Source organism: Candidatus Fukatsuia symbiotica (genome assembly GCF_003122425.1).
In the GTDB taxonomy this organism is placed as follows: domain Bacteria; phylum Pseudomonadota; class Gammaproteobacteria; order Enterobacterales; family Enterobacteriaceae; genus Fukatsuia; species Fukatsuia symbiotica.
Map to the genome: position 1 here is coordinate 2,097,417 of NZ_CP021659.1, position 19,534 is coordinate 2,116,950.

Annotated in this window: 13 protein-coding genes, 1 tRNA gene, 1 other RNA gene and 7 pseudogenes; 14 read left to right on the forward strand and 8 right to left on the reverse strand. The window is 42.9% G+C overall.

The annotated features are described in order from the left end of the window. Window positions 1–144: 144 nt before the first annotated feature. From CCS41_RS17750 to CCS41_RS10065, 8 genes and pseudogenes are all read left to right on the forward strand, one after another. Window positions 145–246: pseudogene (locus CCS41_RS17750) on the forward strand (IS982 family transposase); the annotation flags it as partial. Window positions 247–425: 179 nt separating this feature from the next. Beyond that, a pseudogene (locus tag CCS41_RS10030) lies at window positions 426–999 on the forward strand (IS1 family transposase). 323 nt (window positions 1,000–1,322) lie between these two features. Next, window positions 1,323–1,526 (forward strand): class II holin family protein, encoded by a 204-nt coding sequence (locus CCS41_RS10035; RefSeq protein WP_072550910.1) that lies wholly within the window; start codon window positions 1,323–1,325, stop codon window positions 1,524–1,526. Further along, entirely contained in the window at window positions 1,523–2,026 is a 504-nt protein-coding gene (locus tag CCS41_RS10040; protein ID WP_072550909.1) for a lysozyme, read from the forward strand. Before CCS41_RS10035 ends, CCS41_RS10040 begins: the two co-directional genes overlap by 4 nt. A 219-nt stretch (window positions 2,027–2,245) precedes the next feature. Further along, window positions 2,246–2,380 carry an Rz1 family lipoprotein gene (locus CCS41_RS17755; protein WP_083429650.1) on the forward strand — a complete coding sequence of 45 codons (135 nt, stop codon included), beginning with the start codon at window positions 2,246–2,248 and terminating at the stop codon, window positions 2,378–2,380. Next, a pseudogene (locus CCS41_RS17760) lies at window positions 2,344–2,445 on the forward strand (lysis system i-spanin subunit Rz); the annotation flags it as partial. The gene CCS41_RS17755 and the pseudogene CCS41_RS17760, both read left to right, overlap by 37 nt. Before the next feature lie 360 nt (window positions 2,446–2,805). Beyond that, window positions 2,806–3,883, forward strand: a pseudogene (locus tag CCS41_RS17765) (transposase). Next, complete coding sequence (locus CCS41_RS10065) at window positions 3,859–4,476, forward strand: matrixin family metalloprotease (protein WP_323586449.1); 618 nt, start codon at window positions 3,859–3,861, stop codon at window positions 4,474–4,476. Before CCS41_RS17765 ends, CCS41_RS10065 begins: the two are co-directional and overlap by 25 nt. 1,356 nt (window positions 4,477–5,832) lie before the next feature. Here CCS41_RS10065 and CCS41_RS10070 read toward each other — a convergent pair. Next, window positions 5,833–5,909, reverse strand: a tRNA-Pro gene (locus tag CCS41_RS10070). Between the two features lie 238 nt (window positions 5,910–6,147). Between CCS41_RS10070 and rfaQ the strand changes: the two genes are divergently transcribed. Together rfaQ and rpiA are read left to right on the forward strand one after the other, a co-directional pair. Next, window positions 6,148–7,302: a putative lipopolysaccharide heptosyltransferase III gene (gene rfaQ, locus CCS41_RS10075; protein ID WP_119797533.1), complete on the forward strand. Its 1,155-nt coding sequence runs from the start codon at window positions 6,148–6,150 to the stop codon at window positions 7,300–7,302. Between the two features lie 121 nt (window positions 7,303–7,423). After that, window positions 7,424–8,080, forward strand: a complete 657-nt coding sequence (gene rpiA, locus CCS41_RS10080) for a ribose-5-phosphate isomerase RpiA (protein WP_072550913.1) — start codon at window positions 7,424–7,426, stop codon at window positions 8,078–8,080. A gap of 53 nt (window positions 8,081–8,133) precedes the next feature. Here the strand turns inward: rpiA and CCS41_RS10085 are convergent. From CCS41_RS10085 to pepN, 4 genes and pseudogenes are all read right to left on the reverse strand, one after another. Then, a pseudogene (locus CCS41_RS10085) lies at window positions 8,134–8,738 on the reverse strand (5-formyltetrahydrofolate cyclo-ligase). Window positions 8,739–8,818: 80 nt separating this feature from the next. After that, window positions 8,819–9,002, reverse strand: a non-coding RNA gene (gene ssrS / locus CCS41_RS10090) — 6S RNA. Between the two features lie 76 nt (window positions 9,003–9,078). After that, window positions 9,079–9,390: a cell division protein ZapA gene (gene zapA / locus CCS41_RS10095; RefSeq protein ID WP_072550903.1), complete on the reverse strand. Its 312-nt coding sequence runs from the start codon at window positions 9,388–9,390 to the stop codon at window positions 9,079–9,081. Between the two features lie 121 nt (window positions 9,391–9,511). Beyond that, the gene (gene pepN, locus CCS41_RS10100) at window positions 9,512–12,148 is read right to left on the reverse strand and encodes an aminopeptidase N (RefSeq protein WP_072550912.1); all 2,637 of its coding nucleotides are present in this window, start codon (window positions 12,146–12,148) and stop codon (window positions 9,512–9,514) included. A 342-nt stretch (window positions 12,149–12,490) separates the two neighbouring features. Here pepN and asnS point away from each other — a divergent pair, with 342 nt between their 5' ends. The 4 genes from asnS (at window position 12,491) to traF (ending at window position 17,303) form a co-directional block, all read left to right on the forward strand. After that, complete coding sequence (gene asnS / locus CCS41_RS10105; protein ID WP_072550902.1) at window positions 12,491–13,891, forward strand: asparagine--tRNA ligase; 1,401 nt, start codon at window positions 12,491–12,493, stop codon at window positions 13,889–13,891. Between the two features lie 302 nt (window positions 13,892–14,193). Continuing rightward, on the forward strand, window positions 14,194–15,273 hold the full coding sequence (locus CCS41_RS10110) for a porin (protein WP_072550901.1): 1,080 nt from the start codon (window positions 14,194–14,196) through the stop codon (window positions 15,271–15,273). Window positions 15,274–15,500: 227 nt separating this feature from the next. Further along, complete coding sequence (locus tag CCS41_RS10115; RefSeq protein WP_072550900.1) at window positions 15,501–16,712, forward strand: amino acid aminotransferase; 1,212 nt, start codon at window positions 15,501–15,503, stop codon at window positions 16,710–16,712. A gap of 30 nt (window positions 16,713–16,742) precedes the next feature. Further along, window positions 16,743–17,303, forward strand: a complete 561-nt coding sequence (traF, locus tag CCS41_RS10120) for a conjugative transfer signal peptidase TraF (protein WP_072550899.1) — start codon at window positions 16,743–16,745, stop codon at window positions 17,301–17,303. A gap of 101 nt (window positions 17,304–17,404) precedes the next feature. Here the strand turns inward: traF and CCS41_RS17245 are convergent. From CCS41_RS17245 to CCS41_RS10135, 3 genes and pseudogenes are all read right to left on the reverse strand, one after another. Continuing rightward, window positions 17,405–17,593, reverse strand: a pseudogene (locus tag CCS41_RS17245) (IS701 family transposase); the annotation flags it as partial. 9 nt (window positions 17,594–17,602) lie between these two features. Then, a complete protein-coding gene (locus tag CCS41_RS10130) occupies window positions 17,603–18,625 on the reverse strand; it encodes an IS630 family transposase (RefSeq protein WP_119797534.1) in 1,023 nt (340 codons plus the stop codon). Between the two features lie 58 nt (window positions 18,626–18,683). After that, window positions 18,684–19,403, reverse strand: a pseudogene (locus tag CCS41_RS10135) (phage integrase); the annotation flags it as partial. Between the last annotated feature and the right edge of the window lie 131 nt (window positions 19,404–19,534).

Below are 19,534 nucleotides of genomic sequence, written 5' to 3' on the forward strand. Positions count from 1 at the left end.
GCGCCAGTGTATTGGTAACCTGAGTTCGGGATAAGGAATTGACGTTTATTTTCTCTAACTTTTTGCTCAAGAATAGATAAGTGCCTCGTACTTCAAGACAATGATGTTTGCGGACATTATTCATCACGAAATAGCGAGGCACTCATGAACGATATTACCGAACTTTATTGCTTACTGGATGATTTTTGCAAAAAATTTGAGCCAGTACTCAATGCAAAGCTCTTAACGGAGGGCTCCAAGCAGCGGTCATGTATTCAATAGGTTTATTCTCTGTTAGAATTTCTGTTTTTGCAGGATAATCGCCGGTGGCAAAAATAGAAGTTCGTTGCCGCTACTGTGGTGAAACGAGTGACGTGAAAAAATAGGGGATAGGAAGTGGCGGACACCCCTGTTTTCGTTGCCTGTCCTGCAAATGCACCTTTCAACTGAATTATTCTTATACGGCCTGCAAAGCGGGGATTAAAGAGCAAGTTGTTGATATAGCGATGAATAATTTAGGTATTCGAGACACTGCAAGCGTGCTATCTATCAGTATTAATGCGGTGATGCGCATTTTAAAAAACTCACCCCCCCGCAATGTAACCAACTTACCCATTGATAAAGCTGAAATTAAGATTATCTGTGAAGTGGATGAACAGGGGTCTTTTGTAGCGAACAAAAAAAATCAGCGATGGCTGTGGTATGCCTGGGAGCCCCTATTTAAGCGGATCATCGCCCATGTTTTCGGACGACGAGATACCTCAACGCTACAGAGACTCCTTGACCTGTTAGCCCCTTTTCAGGTGGCCTTCTTCTGTACAGATAATTTTACGGCTTATTCTATCTTACCTTCTGCCAATCACATCACCGGCAAGCTTTATACGCAAAGGACAGAAAAAAAATTTAACACTGAGAATGCGACTTAAACGATTCAATCGTAAAACCATAGATTACTCAAAATCCGAAAAAATGCACGATAAGGTGATTGGCACATTCATTGAAAGGGAATACTACTTTTGATACCTTAACAACCTATTGAATACATGATCTGAAATAGAGTGCTATACAATTAAATGAAAAATTTAATTAGATTTATTTATATTTAATAGGTGATGATTAAAGGTATTGTATAATACCAATCCAACCGCTTTTAATCAAAAAAACTCTTCTTTCAAATAGTATATTTACGTTTAGCAATATAATCATGACGTATCTTTACGTATTAATACAAAGAGACGTTATACGGAATATTTTTGTAACATGCTTGCAAAAAACGCTTATTTAGGGCTGCGCATCACATGGCCTTTTTCTATTTTAGCGCCTCCCCCCACTGAGAGACGAAAATGACAATGGAAAAACTGACGACAGGCGCGGCCTATGGTGCTTCTGCCGGTAGCATCCTGAATGGTTTGCTAAACAGCTACAGCCCGGAACAATGGATCGCCATTGGCGTACTCGCGGGCGTCTCGCTGGCTGTGCTGACGTATTTGACGAATTTATATTTCAAAATTAAAGAAGATAAGCGCAAGAGCAGGACAGGCAAATGAGTAAGCTAAGCAAACCCATGCTGGGACTTATTTTGGCAGGAGCGACAGCGACAACCATCCTTGCTCAATTTCTGCATGAAAAAGAAAGCAATCGGCTGACAGCTTACCGAGACGGCGCGAATGTGTGGACAATTTGCCGCGGTGCGACACGAGTTGATGACAAGCCGGTGAGGCAAAGCCTGCAACTCAGTGCAAAAAAATGCGAGCAAGTTAACAAATTTGAGGTAGATAAAGCGATCGCCTGGGTAGAACGTCATGTTCAGGTACCGTTAAGCGACGCCCAGAAAGCCGGTATTGCTTCATTTTGTCCGTATAACATCGGTGCAAGTAAATGCTTCTCGTCGACTTTTTATCGAAAATTGAATGCCGGTGACTACCACGGTGCTTGTGCAGAAATCAAACGCTGGCCATTTGATGGCGGTAAAGATTGTCGCATTCGAGCTAATAACTGTGCGGGTCAAGTAATGAGACGAGCGCAAGAAAGTGAACTCACCTGTTGAGGACTCGATGTTTAACCGATTCATTTTTTATCCTGATGAGTCTCATTCTGCTCGTCAGTCTGGTGGCTGTTTATTACCATACTGAATCAGCAAAAAAAGACAGCGTCATCAAAACGATAAGGGATGAGCGCGATAACCTCTTTATCACGCTCCAAACAACGCAGAAGCAACACCAACAAATAGCCGTGCTCGATAACAAACACACCCGAGAATTAACCGATGGTAAAACTCAGCTCGCTGCCCGCTGTGAAACATTGCCCGACACCCCCACGGCCACCCGCCTGGATGATGCTACCGGTGTCTGACTTGACGACACCGTTATCAACGATTATTTCCGTCTCCGGGAAGGAATAGCAATTGTCACGCAGCAAATTGTGGGCTTGCAGGCGTACATTACCCAGGTTTGTTTGGCTCAATAAATAATCGAAAAGATAACGTTGGGTTACGGTGTTAGCGCCATACGCATTTGAAATGCCGAGGGTGAATTCACCCGTAAGCCTTTTCAAAGGGTCGGATTTGAAATCCTACCCTTGAGTGTCAACAGCAATCGAATTTTGACCCACTAACCCGGTAAAAACGGCAATATAAAATTGACCCACTCTGATTATTTTTCATCCCAAAATGAGTGCTTTTCCAGATCGGTGATAGGTACAATTCCAACTGTTTTTTTTCCCTTTAATCGGTAGCTGTTACCGCTGATTTGGACGATGTCACGAGTTTCGCACTGTAATAAATGATGGTAAAAGGAGAGTAGAAAAAAAGATAAGAATGGTAATGAGATGTCAGGTTATCCCTGTACGAAAGACCTTTATAAAGCATTTTTACAAGCGAGTCGTGTGAGATATTCTAGTCTGGCGTTGTCAGAAGTGAGCCCGTCGAGGGTATCCCATGATAGCGTAATTCGCAGGTTAAAGAGCCGCTGTTTTCGTCCCAAAGAGTTGTGGCACCTTGTCGCGCCCTCGATTGAGCGGGGAGCGCCTTGTTTACTGATTGCGGCTGATACTGTGCTAGCAAAAAAACGGAGTAAGAAGATAGAGCTGTTTCATTATCAATATTCTGGTAATGAACATGATGTGATATAGCAGGCGCCATGTAACGTGATCACTTTTGTTAATAAATATTAATTAATATCAATATGTTATTTCTGATTTTCATAATCAACTTATACGGCTCCTGCTATAGCAGGTATTGGTTTGGTTAATCTGCTGTGGCAGGGGTCTTGAAACGGGAGAGTCAGTGCCTATTGACTACCGAATTGACGACAAAGAGACCGCCGGAAAAACAAAAAGCTCGCATTTTTGCGACATGCTCAAACTGGCAAAAGCGAGGGGCATAAGTCCTGAAGCGGTGGTGATGGATGCGTGGTATTCAAGTTTAGATAATCTCAACGCCATTCGTTCTCCTGGCTGGATTGGGGTCACCACGTTGAGAAAGAACCGGATAGTTAATCGTAACGTAAAATTAGCCTCACTTGATATTCCAGAAGAAGGGCTTTCAGTACACCTGCGGGGCTATGGTTAGGTGACAGTCTTCAAGTTTGTGGCCAAACACGGTCGCATTGATTATGTTGCTACGAACCAAGAGACCCCCACTCGGGGACAAATTAGTGCTGTCACCGAAGCCCGTTGGTCTGTTGAAGTTTATCATCGGGAAGTCAAACAAACTTGTGGCATAGAACGCTGTCAGGCCCGCACAGGCCGGGCGTAAAGAAATCATATTTTTCTGGCCATGGCTGCCTGGTTTGAACAACATAAACGCCGTCTGTCCGAAAAAATAACTCTTTACCAACAAAATTGGGCTGTCATTAAAAACGCCATTACTGAACACATCAGATCACTCTTGGCTTCCCCAGGTTAGATCCGTGCGTAACTCGTGCTGTACAAGACACAGTTCGACACCATGCAAATGAATGGCTTAAATATGCCAATTTGAAATTTAAGTGGTTACCTGTAAGAAGCAAAAAGAAGGCAGATATCCGGATTGCTTTTAAGGAAGGCGATGGAAATTGGTCAGACTTAGGAACAAATAGTATAAAGACAGCCGTGAATGAACCTACCATGAATTTCGACGGTTTTACCGACGATCCTTCTGATGCAGCCTACTTAAAATCGACCACCTTGCATGAGTTTGGGCATGCTTTAGGTTTGCTACACGAACACCACAATCCGGAATGTGGCATCCAATGGAATAAACCGGTTGTGTTAGCCTATTATTTGGATATGTTTGGTTGGGATGCTGCCAAAACGGAGTACAACCTGTTTAAGAAGTATGCCAAAAATAGGACGCAATATACAGTCTACGACCCAAAATCTATTATGGGCTATTATATACCCAAAGAGCATACGCTAGACGGCCATGCGGTGGTCGATCCAACCGAGCTTTCTGCCATCGATAAAAGGTTTATAGCCAGTGTGTATCCACGTAGACCAACTGTTCCGAAATGTTTGTAGTGTCGCTTCTCTGTTTTCATAGAGTTTTTTCCCTGTGAAATAGGACAAAAAGATTACACCCCCTATAATTATGTAGGCTGGGTAATTTCGATTCTGTGGAGAAAATTCTGACTCCGTCGTGTTGGATAAACCTGATGAATTTTTTGCTGACAAAGAATTTGATCTGCTTTTCCTTCGATTATAATCAATGTTCATTAAGATGGTAGCCTAGGAACTGGATTGTGCTCTCCGGACAGTGGAGAATATTACGATAAAGCAGGTGTTAAATCGCTTGAACAATTCAAGAATTTTAACTGGTAAAAAAGGAGGCTACTGATAAATACAATGTTAATTGTTTTATTTATATTAAAAATAATATCCGGAAAGAATAAAAATGGTTACTCCTATGTACCTAGTCGCATTTTAGAGGATTGTTGGATTAACAATATCGTGTTAACTAAAAACAACCCTGCATCACCCTCATCCATGTGTGCAGGGCGGGATTAAACTCACTAATTAACCAATTTTAGATTATAAAACGCTCAATTTATATGTATTAATTAAACATATGAGAGAATTTCGTCTGCTGCAAAATTTTAAGCCGTAGGTCGCTAGTCCGCATCCTGTAGCTGTAGGGTGTACCCAGTAAATTCCCTGAAGTGCTGAAAATAGCACGCTGAATTGAGTTAACCCACTTTTCCAGATGTACCTCAAATCATTTATCTCTCTCTTTTAACTTATTTATTTTTCATTTTTTTATAAATGAAAGAGGGTATGACTAATCTACATCTGCTGACGCCCGAAATGCTGTAAATTGATCGCGTGCTCTGGATTTGGATTCTATTTGCTCCTGTGCTCTACGCTGAGCGGCTTCTGTGGGAGTGGGTCGCACGGTCTTAGGAGACTCCTCTTTATGACATGCCCTGGGTGATATCAAAATCCATGTTGATCGAGATTTTATCCACACTTTGCAATCACCTGAATTCCACGTGGGCACAACCCAAGTAGGAGAGGCCAAAACAGGTGTGGGCAAGAATAAAATTGTTACTGTTTTTAAAAAAGTCTTTATTATTTTCACACGCCATCCTCCTCTCATCCGTTTATAGCTGTAAGTTGCTTTAACCCGATAAAAATTAACTTAAGCACCGTATCCACCTGAGTTTAAGCTCCTGTTCTTAAACAGTCTGTTTAATACAAAATTATAGTGTGATCAAAGTGGAATTCAACTGGACGAGTAACAGCCTTCAGGTGATGTTTAACTCATCACGTCCGCGCGCTCAAGGTGTTTTTCGTCCGGGGTTTTACCAGAGTTTTACCATTTGCGAATTCCAGAAACAAAAAAACCAACACTAAGTGGTTGGTTTAATTGATTAATTTTGGTCGGCATGAGAAGATTTGAACTTCCGACCCCCGACACCCCATGACGGTGCGCTACCAAGCTGCGCTACATGCCGACGCTGTTGCATGGTACATTTTCTTGCCGCGAATGCAAGCATTCGCGCGACGAACGCTTATATCTTAAGCGGTTAGTATTAAATATGTGCCAACTGGTTAAATAGTTCTCAATGGTAGTGATATTCGAGATATGGCATGAGTATTCGGTATCTACCTCAAAAAAAAATTGCCATTGAGTGACCCATTAATATAGCATAACCGCCTTTTTGTTTGTTGCCTCTAATGGTGTGTCTTACAATGAATCTGTCTAATGAAACCGAATTATCCGCCGGGCAACAACGCTCTCGCTCTTCTTCACCCATTACCCTCAATGGATTATGTAATAAAGATAATGTCCAACGGATCCTTGTGATAAAACTGCGTCACTTCGGTGATGTGTTGTTGACCACGCCCCTGCTTAATACCCTAAAAATCCATTTTCCTCATGCTTTGATTGATGTCCTTGTTTACAGTGGCACTCAGGATATATTGTCGGCGAACAAAACGGTTAATCAAGCCTGGACTGTTATGCGTGGATCAAAATATACCAGTGTTAAGGCTCAAATTTGTAGTGAGTGGGCTTTGTTTAATAATCTGAAACAACAAGGCTATGATTTAATCCTTAATTTATCGGATCAATGGCGTGCCGGGCTTTATTGTCGTTTACTACAACCTAAATTCAGTATTGCTTTTCACTATTCAAAGCGTGATAACTGGCTATGGCGTTACTGTCATTCAAAGTTGGTCTATATATCCAATAGCACGGAACAACATACGGTACTGACTAATCTTGCTATTCTGGAGCCACTACAGTTAACTGATGTTAATACTGAAGTGACCATGGCTTACAGCATGGCTGACGTTGAACGTATAACGCAAATTTGTCAGCAGTGGAAACTAGATAATTATATCTTGATTCAGCCAGGATCCCGCTGGAAGTTCAAAACCTGGTCAAGTGCTTCTTTCAGCCTATTGATTGATCATCTTATTATGCAAGGCAAAATGGTTGTATTGACCGGTGGAAACGATAAAGCTGCATTGGATCATATTGCCGATATTGTTAATGGTTGTGCTAAAAAAAATGGTTCCCAAAACAGTAAGCTTATTAATCTTGCCGGTACACTCACTTTTCCTGAGCTGGCCGTGTTAATTGACCGTGCCTGTTTGTATATTGGTGTCGACTCGGTAGCTATGCACATGGCAGCAGCATTACACACACCATCAGTCGTGTTATTCGGACCCACTAATCTTAAACAGTGGTACCCTTGGCAAGCACGGCATACTCTATTGTGGGCAGGTGATTATCGGCCTTTACCCTCTTCTGATGAAGTTGATACTAATACGACTGAGCGTTATCTGGATGCCATTCCGGTACAGGACGTTATCAAGGCAATCGATTCTGAATGCTCATAATTAGCGTATTTTGTGTTGTATGGTGTTCACAACCCTTATAACTAGTTGTACACTGCAGTGGTATTTTTACATTATACTTCAATTAATTAGTAATAGATCGATGATAGGCAATGAACTGATTATGACTCAGGATGAACTTAAAAAAGCAGTTGGCTGGGCAGCATTGAAATATGTCAAACCTAACTCCATTGTTGGCGTGGGTACGGGCTCCACGGTTGCACATTTTATCGATGCCTTGGGATCAATCAAACATCAGATTGAAGGTGTTGTTTCCAGCTCGGATATATCGACAGCAAAACTTAAAAATCTCGGTATCCCCGTCTTCGACTGTAATGCTGTAGATATGCTGGATATTTATGTGGATAGTGCTGATGAAATTAATGAACAAAAACAAATGATTAAGGGAGGGGGTGCGGCATTGACTCGCGAGAAAATTGTTGCTGCTATTGCCGATAAATTTGTTTGTATTATAGATGAATCGAAACAGGTAAGTGTTTTGGGTAAATTTCCGTTGCCCGTTGAAGTGATCCCGATGGCGCGATCCGCTGTGGCTCGTGAACTGGTTAAACTCGGTGGATTGCCAGAGTATCGCCAGAATGTGATCACCGATAATGGCAATGAGATCTTGGATGTCCATAATTTGCAGATTGTAGATGCTATCGCTTTAGAAAATACCGTTAACTGTATTGCTGGGGTGGTGAGCGTAGGGCTGTTTGCTAACCGTGGTGCAGATGTTGTGTTGGTAGCAACAGCTGATGGCGTCAGGGTTATCGAATAGAATCAAGAGATTTTTTTGAAGATCGACTAGGGCTAACCAGATTTTGCTGGAGTTTATTTCAATGGCCATCGCCACACTTCGTCTGGTGTGATGATCTCCGGTAACGGAATATCCCAATCTGCCACCGGCAATTTATCGACGAGCTGACAATCGTAAGCTAGGCCAATGGGATAGGTGCCTTGCTGTTGCCAATACTGTAGAGTGCGATCATAGAATCCTCCCCCATCCCCAAGCGCTGTCCGAAGCGATCGAATGCCACCAAGGGGGTTAGAATAATATCTAATTGCGCGAGTGGGAGCACAGCCCGAACGTCTAGTTGAGGCTCGCGGATCTTAAACTGATTGATAATCAGCTGCGTGGTAGCATCATAATGCAAAAATAGCAGATTGCCTCGGCTGAAAGGATGTAATACCGGTAGATAAAGCTGCTTTTGTTGTTGCCAAAGTTGTTCAATAATTGGTTGGGTATTCAACTCACCATCAAAAGAGAGAAAAACAGCGATACTTTTTGCTTGCTGGACCCTGTCGTGATTAATAACACGCTCGGCAACAAGTTTCGCTGCTATTTGCCGTTGTTGTGACCCGAGGCAACAGCGTTGCTGACGGATTTTATTTCTAATTTGTCGGCGTAGAAGGATATTCTGTGGAGTCAACGTCATAGGCTATCAATTCTGTGAATATTTGCCAATAAAAGCGCATACAGTAGAAAGGTGTTCACAACAAAAAGTAATCGAGTGATAGGATCTCCAAGATGCCGCTGTGGGCTGTAACCCTTGAACCCTTGGTTCAAGGTGAACGCGATGCTGCAACTTTAAGGCTTCTCGGCGAACCGAGCATGCTCACCAATCACAGAACATCACATCCTTATTGGTACAAAATATCGGCTCAGGGGACTCGCCCACTGGCAAACATCTCAGAGAATTTCTTACTCACCGTTGAATCTATCATTCGATAGCGATTTATTCAAGTCATACGTTCCTATGTTTCCATTAGGCTACGCTATTTGGGTAAAGCTCGGTCAATGACTTTCTGTAACTCCGTGATACGGAACTCCATTTTGGCAATATAGTCACATTTTTTTCTTTCTTCTTCGTCGGTTTTCACTTTTTCTTGGGTTAGTTCGGCACAGAGGTTTAACCCCACAATAAAAACTAACTGCTCTGTGTTTGTGACCTTAGTGCGCTCTCTGAGATCTTGCAACCGTTGCTCAAGATCTTCTTTTGCTTTCTCTAACGCCTCTTGTTTTTCTAGTGGGCAATTAATTTTTAGTGAACGACCAAAAATCTGAATTTCTACCGGTTGTGCAGACATGCCACCTTCCTGCCTAATTTTTGTGCCAAATCGACAACACTACGGATCAAATTATACCACAACATCATGAATCATGAATATCAACACACTCGCTTCTGATAGCAAGCGGTTTAATGGAAAATTAAGATCCTAATGTTTTTTCTATCTTTTCATACATATCACCAGAGAGATTATCCAGTGCTTTTAGTTGTTGCAGCGCATCATGCATTAACTGCTGACGCTTTGTATCATAACGTTTCAGGCGGGTTAATGGTTCAATAAGACGTGATGCTAACTGTGGATTTTTGCTGTTTAGGTCTCTTAATATTTCAACTAAAAATTGATAGCCGCTGCCATCGTCAGCATGAAATGCCGCTGGGTTGGATAACACAAAGCTACCAATGAGTGAGCGTGTACGGTTAGGATTATTCAAGCTAAATGAACGATGGTTTCGTAAAGTTCGTACTTGGTGGAGCACATCCACCGCCGGACTGGTGGCTTGTAACATAAACCATTTATCCATTACCAGACTATCCTGAGACCAACGTTGTTCAAATGCATCCAATAGTTGAACACGGCAAGGTAGTTGCGCCGCGACTGCAGCCGCCAAAGCAGCAAGAGAATCTGTCATGTTATCCGCTTGGCAGTATGCCTTGGTGATTTCATCATTCGCTAATGTAATATCACCGAATGCCAGGTATCCCAGGCAAACATTACGTAGCGCACGCTTAGCAATATCAGCATGTTTAATCTGATAAGGCAGCGTTTTATTGATGTGATACATCGCCTGCCATTCATTGGCTAATGCTTCTGCCAAACAACGTGTCAACGCTTGATGAACGGAACGGATGGCTTGCGGATCAATCAGCGTAAACAACTCTGCCATTTCATTTTCAGAAGGTAGTTTGAGAATTTGGGCTGCCAAGGCCGGATCGATATTTTTGTCTAGCAAAATGGCACGAAACGCATCGATGACCGGTAACGGCAGCGATATAGGTACTTTTAGCTGATAGTTGACGACATTTTTTTTAATGTGGATCGCTAGCAAACTTTGAGCTGCATCCCAACGTGAAAATTCATTACGAGCGTAGCGCATCAAAAAGATCAACTGCTCATCATTGTAAGGATAATCCAGTTTGACTGGCGCGGAAAATTCACGGAGTAGAGAAGGGATGGGCTGACATTTAACCCGATCAAAGATAAAGGTTTGTTTCGTTTCAGTTACATTAAGCACAGAACCTAGCGGAGCTCCATTATATTGCAGATTAATCACATTGCCATCGTTATCATATAGCTCAATATCTAGTGGAATATGTAATGGCAATTTTTCTGATTGTTCCACGCTGGGTAATGTCTTTTGATTGACGACCAAATGATATTGTTGTTTTTCGGCATCATAACTGTCGTGTATTGTGAGTAATGGCGTGCCAGATTGGCTATACCAACGACTAAATAACTCAAGATCAATTTTGCTCGCGTCGGTCATCGCTTTCACAAAATCATCACAGGTTGCCGCACTGCCGTCGTGGCGTGCAAGATAAAGCTTCATACCCGCTTGAAATTTTTCTTCACCTAATAAAGTATGTATCATGCGCACGACTTCCGCGCCCTTTTCATACACTGTTAGCGTATAGAAGTTGTTCATTTCGATAACTTTATCTGGGCGGATAGGATGAGCCATTGGGCTAGCATCTTCGGCAAACTGTGCCGACCGCATTACACGGACGTTCTCGATACGATTAACCGAGCGTGACCCCAGATCCGAACTAAATTCTTGATCACGAAATACCGTCAGCCCTTCTTTGAGACTAAGCTGAAACCAGTCGCGACATGTCACACGGTTGCCCGTCCAGTTATGGAAATACTCATGAGCAATTACCGCTTCAATAGCAAGATAGTCTTGATCAGTAGCAGTTTCGGCATTGGCCAGTACGTATTTGGCGTTAAAGACATTTAATCCCTTGTTTTCCATCGCACCCATATTAAAAAAATCAACAGCGACAATCATGTAGATATCAAGATCATATTCCAGGCCAAAGCGGGTTTCATCCCACTTCATAGCGTTTTTCAGCGAAGCCATCGCCCAAGTAGCACGATCCAGATTACCGCGATCGACAAAAAGCTCCAATGAAACTTTACGCCCAGAGCAGGTCGTAAAACTATCACTCAATAGATCAAAATCCCCTGCCACCAGCGCAAATAGATAGCAAGGTTTCGGAAACGGATCTTGCCATTTCACCCAGTGACGACCATCCGGGTGCCCTTCTTTATCAATACAATCGCCTTTGTCAATACAATTACCGTTTGAAAGAAGATAAGGATAACGCGCTTTATCCGCCACAATGCGGGTGGTAAAACATGCCAGCACATCGGGTCGATCTAAGTAAAAAGTGATATGGCGGAAGCCTTCTGCTTCACATTGTGTACATAATGTCTCACCGGAAAGATACAAACCTTCAAGTGCTGTATTAGTCGTAGGATTAATTTCATTTACAATGGTTAAGGTGAAACTTGCGGGTAAATTTTCCAGGATCAACTGGTCATTCTGTTGATATGGCCACGGCTGCCCATCGACACGGACTTCCAGCAACACCAGATTTTCCCCGTCGAGGATCAAAGGGGTTTTTTCTTTTGTCAGACGTATGATTTTACTGATCGCGGTGACAGTGGCTTTTTGTGCATCCAAGACGAAATCTAAATCGATTTCTGTGATGCTATAGTCAGGTGTCTGATAATCGTGACGGTATTTAATCGGTGGCTTGTTTGCGGTAACAGACATTTTTGCAGCAGAAGAATTAGTTGAAGACTGTGTCATAAAAAATTTTGATCCTATTAATTCGATAATTGCTACTTGTGTCCTACATCACGAGAAGTAACATAACAACAGACTTCTTGCAAAGCCTACTCTGTGTTTGTAAATACGTGCTGCGAACTCTGTGTTACTTGATGCTCGCAATCCTCATGTACTCGCATGTACACTGCGGTGGCTGTGTGCCAGGCGCCTTGATTTCACAGCACTCGCTACGGTTTTGTAAGAAGTCTACTACCCCATTCTATTGGGTTGCGGCTTATTTGTTAACTCACTATTTTCGCAAAATAAAACTTATACAGAGAGTAATTTATGAACATTAGACCTGTCGTCGAGGTATTGCAAGGCCTTGCCACCCTGAACAGCGAAGTTACCGTACGTGGTTGGGTACGTACCCGGAGAGATTCCAAAGAAGGGATCTCCTTTATCGACCTTTATGATGGTTCTTGTTTTAATGCGTTACAGATTGTAGCGCATAGTTGTCTTAATAATTATGAGAATGAGGTATTGCGTCTGACGACTGGTTGTTCGATTGAGATGACGGGACAGCTCGTCTCTTCACCCGCTGAGGGGCAAAAGTTTGAAATTCAGGCCACTGATATCAAAGTTATTGGTTGGGTTGATAATCCAGAGAGTTACCCGATGGCACCTAAACGCCACAGTATGGAATATCTGCGTGAATGTGCTCACTTACGTCCGCGTACTAATCTGATTGGTGCCGTAGCACGGGTACGTAACACATTAGCACAGGCTATCCACCGTTTTTTTCATGCAAAGGGTTATCTCTGGGTATCGACACCCCTGATTACTGCTGCCGATACTGAAGGTGCCGGTGAGATGTTCCGCGTTTCGACACTGGATCTCGAAAACCTCCCACGTGGGCAGGATGGCAAGATAGATTTCACAAAAGATTTTTTTGGTAAGGAAGCCTTCCTAACGGTATCAGGCCAATTAAATGCGGAAACCTACGCTTGTGCCCTATCAAAAGTGTATACCTTTGGCCCTACTTTCCGGGCGGAAAACTCTAACACCAGTCGTCATCTCGCTGAATTTTGGATGGTTGAACCCGAAGTCGCCTTTGCTACCCTTGATGATATCGCCACCTTGGCAAAAGAAATGCTGAAATATGTTTTCAAGGCAGTGCTAGACGATCGCTCTGATGATCTCAAGTTCTTTGCTGAACGTATAGATAAAAATGTGATTGCTCGTTTGACTGATCTTGTTAGGTTAGATTTTGAACAAATTGATTACAGTACTGCTATTGAAATATTACAACAATCCAATCAATCCTTCGAAAACCCAGTTTCTTGGGGAATCGATCTTTCCTCTGAACATGAGCGTTATTTGGCCGAGCAATATTTTAAAGCGCCAGTGGTGGTGAAAAATTATCCGAAGGATATTAAAGCGTTTTATATGCGTCTCAACGATGACGGTAAAACCGTCGCCGCTATGGATGTGCTGGCACCCGGCATTGGTGAAATCATCGGGGGATCACAACGTGAAGAACGACTTGATATGTTAGATCAACGTTTGGCAGAGATGGATTTTAGTAGAGAAGATTACAGCTGGTATCGCGATTTACGTCGTTATGGCACAGTACCACATGCTGGTTTTGGTCTTGGTTTTGAGCGTTTGATCGCTTATGTTACCGGCGTACCTAACGTCCGTGAGCTGATCCCCTTCCCACGGACGCCGAAGAATGTTGCCTTTTAATCCAGTTAATTAAAAACCATTGATATCAAATTGATAAACAAAAGCCAAGTTGTACTGGCTTTTGTTATTTTCGATAGTCTATTTTTGTCATAAAGTGATACTTTATTAATATTTAGATACAATTTATTTCAAATAGAAACATTTTTATTGAATTTGTAGCATTTTGTGGGTGGATTAACTTTCTCATGAATGGAACACTGCACCTTGACGGCATAGACGACACCAGACTATCAACAATAGTTCCCTAGAAATTATTGACGGCAGTGACAGGTATTCGAATAACACCAATGAAGGTAATAATAATGATCAAGCGCAATATTCTCTCAGTACTTATTTCCACTTTTTTAGCTACTGGCACTGCAAACGCAGTAGAGATTTGTAACAAGGATGGCAGTCAACTTGACCTCTACGGTATGGTTGATGCGCGCCATCTGTTTTCTGATAACAAGAGCGAAAGTGGCGACAGATCTTATGTCCGTTTCGGTTTAAAAGGTCAAACTAAGATTTCTGACCAACTCACTGGTTATGGTCAAGTGGAGAAAGAACTAGAAGCCAACAAACCTGAGTCTAAGAATGATGAAAAACTCCGTCTTGCCTTTGTTGGCGTGAAATTTGCTGACTTGGGTTCGGTCGATTACGGTCGTAACTATGGCGTACTCTATGATGTCAACATATGGACTGATGTATTGCCAACCAGCGGAGGCGACTCATTCTTTCGCCCTGACAACTACATGACCGCTCGTTCTTCTGGCTTGGCAACGTACCGTAACACTAATTTCTTCGGCATGGTTGATGGTTTAAACTTTGCTCTGCAATACCAGGGCGCGAATCAGGATGGTAGAGAAGGCATTGAAAATATAAAAACCCAAAATGGTGAAGGTGTCGGCGTTTCCACTACCTATGATGTTGGTTACGGCATAAAGCTAGGTGCCGCTTACTCTGCTGCTAATCGTACTGCTGAACAGAAAGAGCTGTCTGATACTCACGGTAATAAAGCTCAAGCGTGGAATATAGGTGCTAAATATGATGCTGATAATCTATACTTGGCAGCAATGTATGCAGAAACCCAGAACCTAACGCCATACGGCAAACGTAAGGAAGCCATCGCGAAGCAAACAAAAAATGTGGAAGTTGTAGCACAGTACCAATTAGATTTTGGTTTACGTCCCTCATTGGCCTATGTTCAGTCTAAAGGCTCCAACGACATGGGGAGTGAATATTTGCTGAAGTATGTTTCCGTTGGTTCTTTTTACAATTTCAATAAAAATGTTACTGCTTATGTTGATTACAAAATCAACCTATTGAATGAGAATGAATTTACCAAGGTTAGCGGTATCAACACTAAAGATGTTGTTGGCGTAGGTGTAGTTTACAAATTCTAAGTCAATTTGATAATGGCACGCCGTTTCGTTTGGCTGCCAACTATGTACGAAAAAGCAGGGTTTGGGCTCTGCTTTTTTTATTGTCATCAGTTTTGTTGTTTTTTTATGCTAAGTCCAACTGGTGCACAACATTCATTTCTTTTTTATCACAAACGATTGGCAAAGTAGTGAACTGGCGCTACTCTGGCGGTTCAATCGCTCAACTTTAAGTTATGGAAGTCTCTTACATGTTTGAAAAAATCACTGCTGCACCTGCTGACCCTATTTTGGGTTTAGCAGACCTTTTTAAAAAGGACCGCCGAGATAACAAAATCAATCTGGGTATTGGTGTTTATAAAAATGAAAAGGGTGAAACACCGATCCTCGAAAGTGTGGCACAAGCTCAACGGCTTCTGTTAAACAGTGAGACCACAAAGAATTATCTGAGTATCGATGGGCTTGCAACCTTTACGCGCTCTACCCAGCACTTACTTTTTGGTAGCTCAAATTCAGTGATCGAACGGGCGCGCAGTGCGCAAACTCCGGGCGGAACCGGTGCCTTGCGTATTGCTGCTGATTTTATCGTCAAACAGGCTGGTGCTAAACGGGTTTGGGTGAGTAATCCAAGTTGGCCTAATCATAAAAATATATTTTCTGCTGCCGGTCTGGAAGTGCATGAATACACTTACTACGATGCCGAAAAGCATGCCCTGGACTTTGATGGTCTGTTGGACAGCTTAAAAACCGGTGCCCAGGCCGGTGATGTCGTACTGTTCCACGGTTGTTGCCATAACCCAACCGGCATCGATCCAACGGAAAAGCAATGGCGCGACCTGGCGGATCTGTCTGCAAGTAAAGGCTGGCTGCCACTGTTTGATTTTGCTTACCAAGGCTTTGCCAAAGGGTTGGAAGAAGATGCTCAGGGTCTACGTATTTTTGCAGACAAACATCAAGAATTGATTGTTTGCAGCTCCTATTCGAAAAACTTTGGTTTATATAATGAACGTGTTGGAGCTTGTACCCTGGTAGCCGCTACCTCTAAGAATGCAGAGGACGCATTGAGCCAGATGAAAGCGATAATTCGCGCTAATTACTCCAATCCTCCGGCGCACGGAGCAGCGGTGGTAGCCACTATCCTCAATGATAGAGAATTATATGAGCTATGGAAAGGTGAGCTCACCGAGATGCGAGAACGTATTCAGCGTATGCGTCAACTGTTTGTGAAGACTCTGAAAGCAAAAGGTGCCGGAGATTTTAGTTTCATTGAGAAACAGAACGGCATGTTTTCTTTTAGTGGTTTGACCGAAAAACAGGTATTACAGCTACGTGACCCGGAGCTGCGTGACCGATTTGCGGTTTATGCCGTTAACTCTGGTCGAGTCAATGTTGCAGGGATGACAACCAGTAATATGGCAGCACTCTGTGAAGCTATTGTTGCCGTTCTTTGCTCCGAAACTTGATTATCCAACCACGAAGACGTGACTTAAGGGATGAAAAAAATTACTAAAGGTAAGATCCTTGCTGATAGTATTATCACACTAGCTATTATTGCTATGGTGATCACCGGAATTTTGGGTGCCATCTACCTGTCAGGTGGACGCATCAACATCAGCAAAAGCATTCCTTTAGGTTTATATAGGATCAGTAGCAAGCCGTTGGCAAAAGGAGAATACGTCATCTTTTGCCCACCATCAAAGGCCGTGTTCAGGGAAGCTAAAGAGCGCGGCTATATTAGCTCAGGTTTTTGTCCTGATCATTACGGCTATATGATGAAAAAAATCGTGGCAATGAAAGACGACAAAGTGAGTATTACCTCACAGGGCGTTACGGTAAACGGTGTATTACTGCAACATAGCCGACCTCTAGCGTTCGATAAAATGGGACGTCCATTACCACAAATAGATTTACAGCCTTACATCTTGAATGAATCTGAGTTATTACTGATGACCGACCATAGTGCCAGTTCATTCGATGCGCGTTATTTTGGTATCCTCGGTAAAAAACAAGTCATATCCGTTTTACAGCCAATGATAACCTGGACGACATCTTAATTTAGTATTCGCTATGCCCAGGTAACTTAGCTGCTGGCTACTTTCGCTTTTAGAGAATAAGCTTCCTGCAAAACCGCTATTTACACGAGTTTCGCACGAATCTAACCTGGTGCAGCCAATAGTGCTCTGATGTGTGTAGTAATAGCGTTTTTAATGACAGCCCAATTTTGTTGGTAAAGGGTTATTTTTTCGGACAGACGGCGTTTATGTTGTTCAAACCAGGCAGCCATGGCTAGAAAAATATGATTTCTTTGCGCCCGGCCCGTGCGGGCCTGACAGCGTTCTATACCCAAGTGAAATCAAGATGCAGGATTTAGCGCCTGGAAATTATCGTTTAAGCGAGATACCAGAGAACTTGCCATTTGTGGTAGCTTCACCTCAAAGAAGTTTAAGATATCGTTCTTAAAACTCTGTTTAGATGGGTAATATCTATTGTTTCGTGTTTGCTCATTCATCACCTTCCACAATCGCTCTATCGGGTTTAGATTCGGGCTATACGGCGGAAGGTAATGAAGCTGGATATTCAACGTAAGCGCGGCGTCTTGCACAAGCTGTGAACGGTGATAGCCTGCACCCTCGAGGATCACATGTGCCGTTGTCGTGATGGGATAATGCGCGCGAATGGCAGACAGGAAGTGAACCACATTTTCGCTGTTAATCGTCTCATCATCACGGATTATGGGGTTAGCCACATTCTGGATGTTCAAGGCTCCCATGATATTCAACCGCGTTCTGCTCCCGGTGGTCTCTGTCGTTTTATCCTGGCCTTTTCGTATCCAGCCGTAGCTTATTTTGGTGGCTTGTGTCGGATGAACGGCATCAATAAACAGTATGGGGTCATTACCCGCGGCGTCTTTCAATTCGCTGTAGGTCTTTATAAATTGCTGCTGTTTCTCAACGGCAAATTTATGCGGAACACCTTTCGGCTTTTTATAGCTAAAGCCATGCTGCTTCAACCCTTTATACAGACCTGATACGGTAAAGGTGATGTTCCAGCGTCCAGCGATATACGCCACAATTTGGTGATTGTGGTGGTAGAGCGGCTGGGTGAGATGTTCAACCAGCGACGTGGTCTGTTCCGCATTGAGATAGCCATCGGAGCCGCCATTTTCAGGCTTGAGCTTGTTGAGTTTATGATAGTCTGTAAGGTGGCGCCGCACCGTGGTTTCATTAATGAGCTGTGAGTGAGCAATCATAGGGGGAGTCCAGCCGTCTGCGGACAACAAAACACACCGGATCCTGTCACAGACACGGCGGTCATGGCTTTGACGATGTTGGGCTTCGAGGGTAATTTTCTGGTCAGCAGTCAGCTCTATTTTCATGGCTATGAGCATGATCCTTATCGACTTCAAAATCAAGCATCTTCATTGATCACGGGTATAGACGTTTGGATATCGGCACTGTGAGGTTCTTCTTGCTTTTTGTCTGAATAAAAGTGACCCGCCCCGGCATCAGTTGTGACTGAGATAGTCCTTGTGCCTCACTCCATCTTGCTCCAGTCGCTAGACATAAACGTACAACATGCCCTAAATCTTTATTTGCCGACTCGTCACAAGCCTCCAAAAGCCGTTTTATATCCTCTGGATAAAGGAAAGCCAGTTCTTGATCTCCCTCTTTAAACTGACGAATTCCATCAAGCGGGTTATCTTCTTCCCATTCACCTAAGCGCTTTAATTCAGAGAATACGGCACGGAGATAGGAATATTCACGGTTAACGGTTGCCTGTTTCGGTGCGGCACGTCCCTTTGCTTGCCACTTTCCATTCAAGCGTTGTTCTCGATACACTGCAAAAGCATTTTTATCAAAATCTATTACTAATGGATCACCCAAACGTTCACATACTGCATCAAGTTTTACTTTGCGCGATTCGCCAGAGGTTAACGTTTTACCGTGCATTTCATACCAACGTGCGACAAGATCACTGAGTTTCTGCCTGTTAGCAACAGAAGCATCCATAGTTTGATCTTTTGGCATAATACGGCGTTCAAATGAAAATGCTTCTCCTTTTGTGGCAAATTGCTTACGAACTCGTTCACCACGACGCCCGTTGGGGTAACATTCGCAGATCCATTTGCCGGTAGAAAGTTTACGGATTGTCAAAATAAGCGTCTCGCATTGTTTTTATCTAAATACATTTCCATATGAATCATATAAATATTAATTATGGTATTGACCTATTGTCTTCTTTCAGAAGTACTACATTTGACTCAGCTTGTTAACTAATCGGGTTA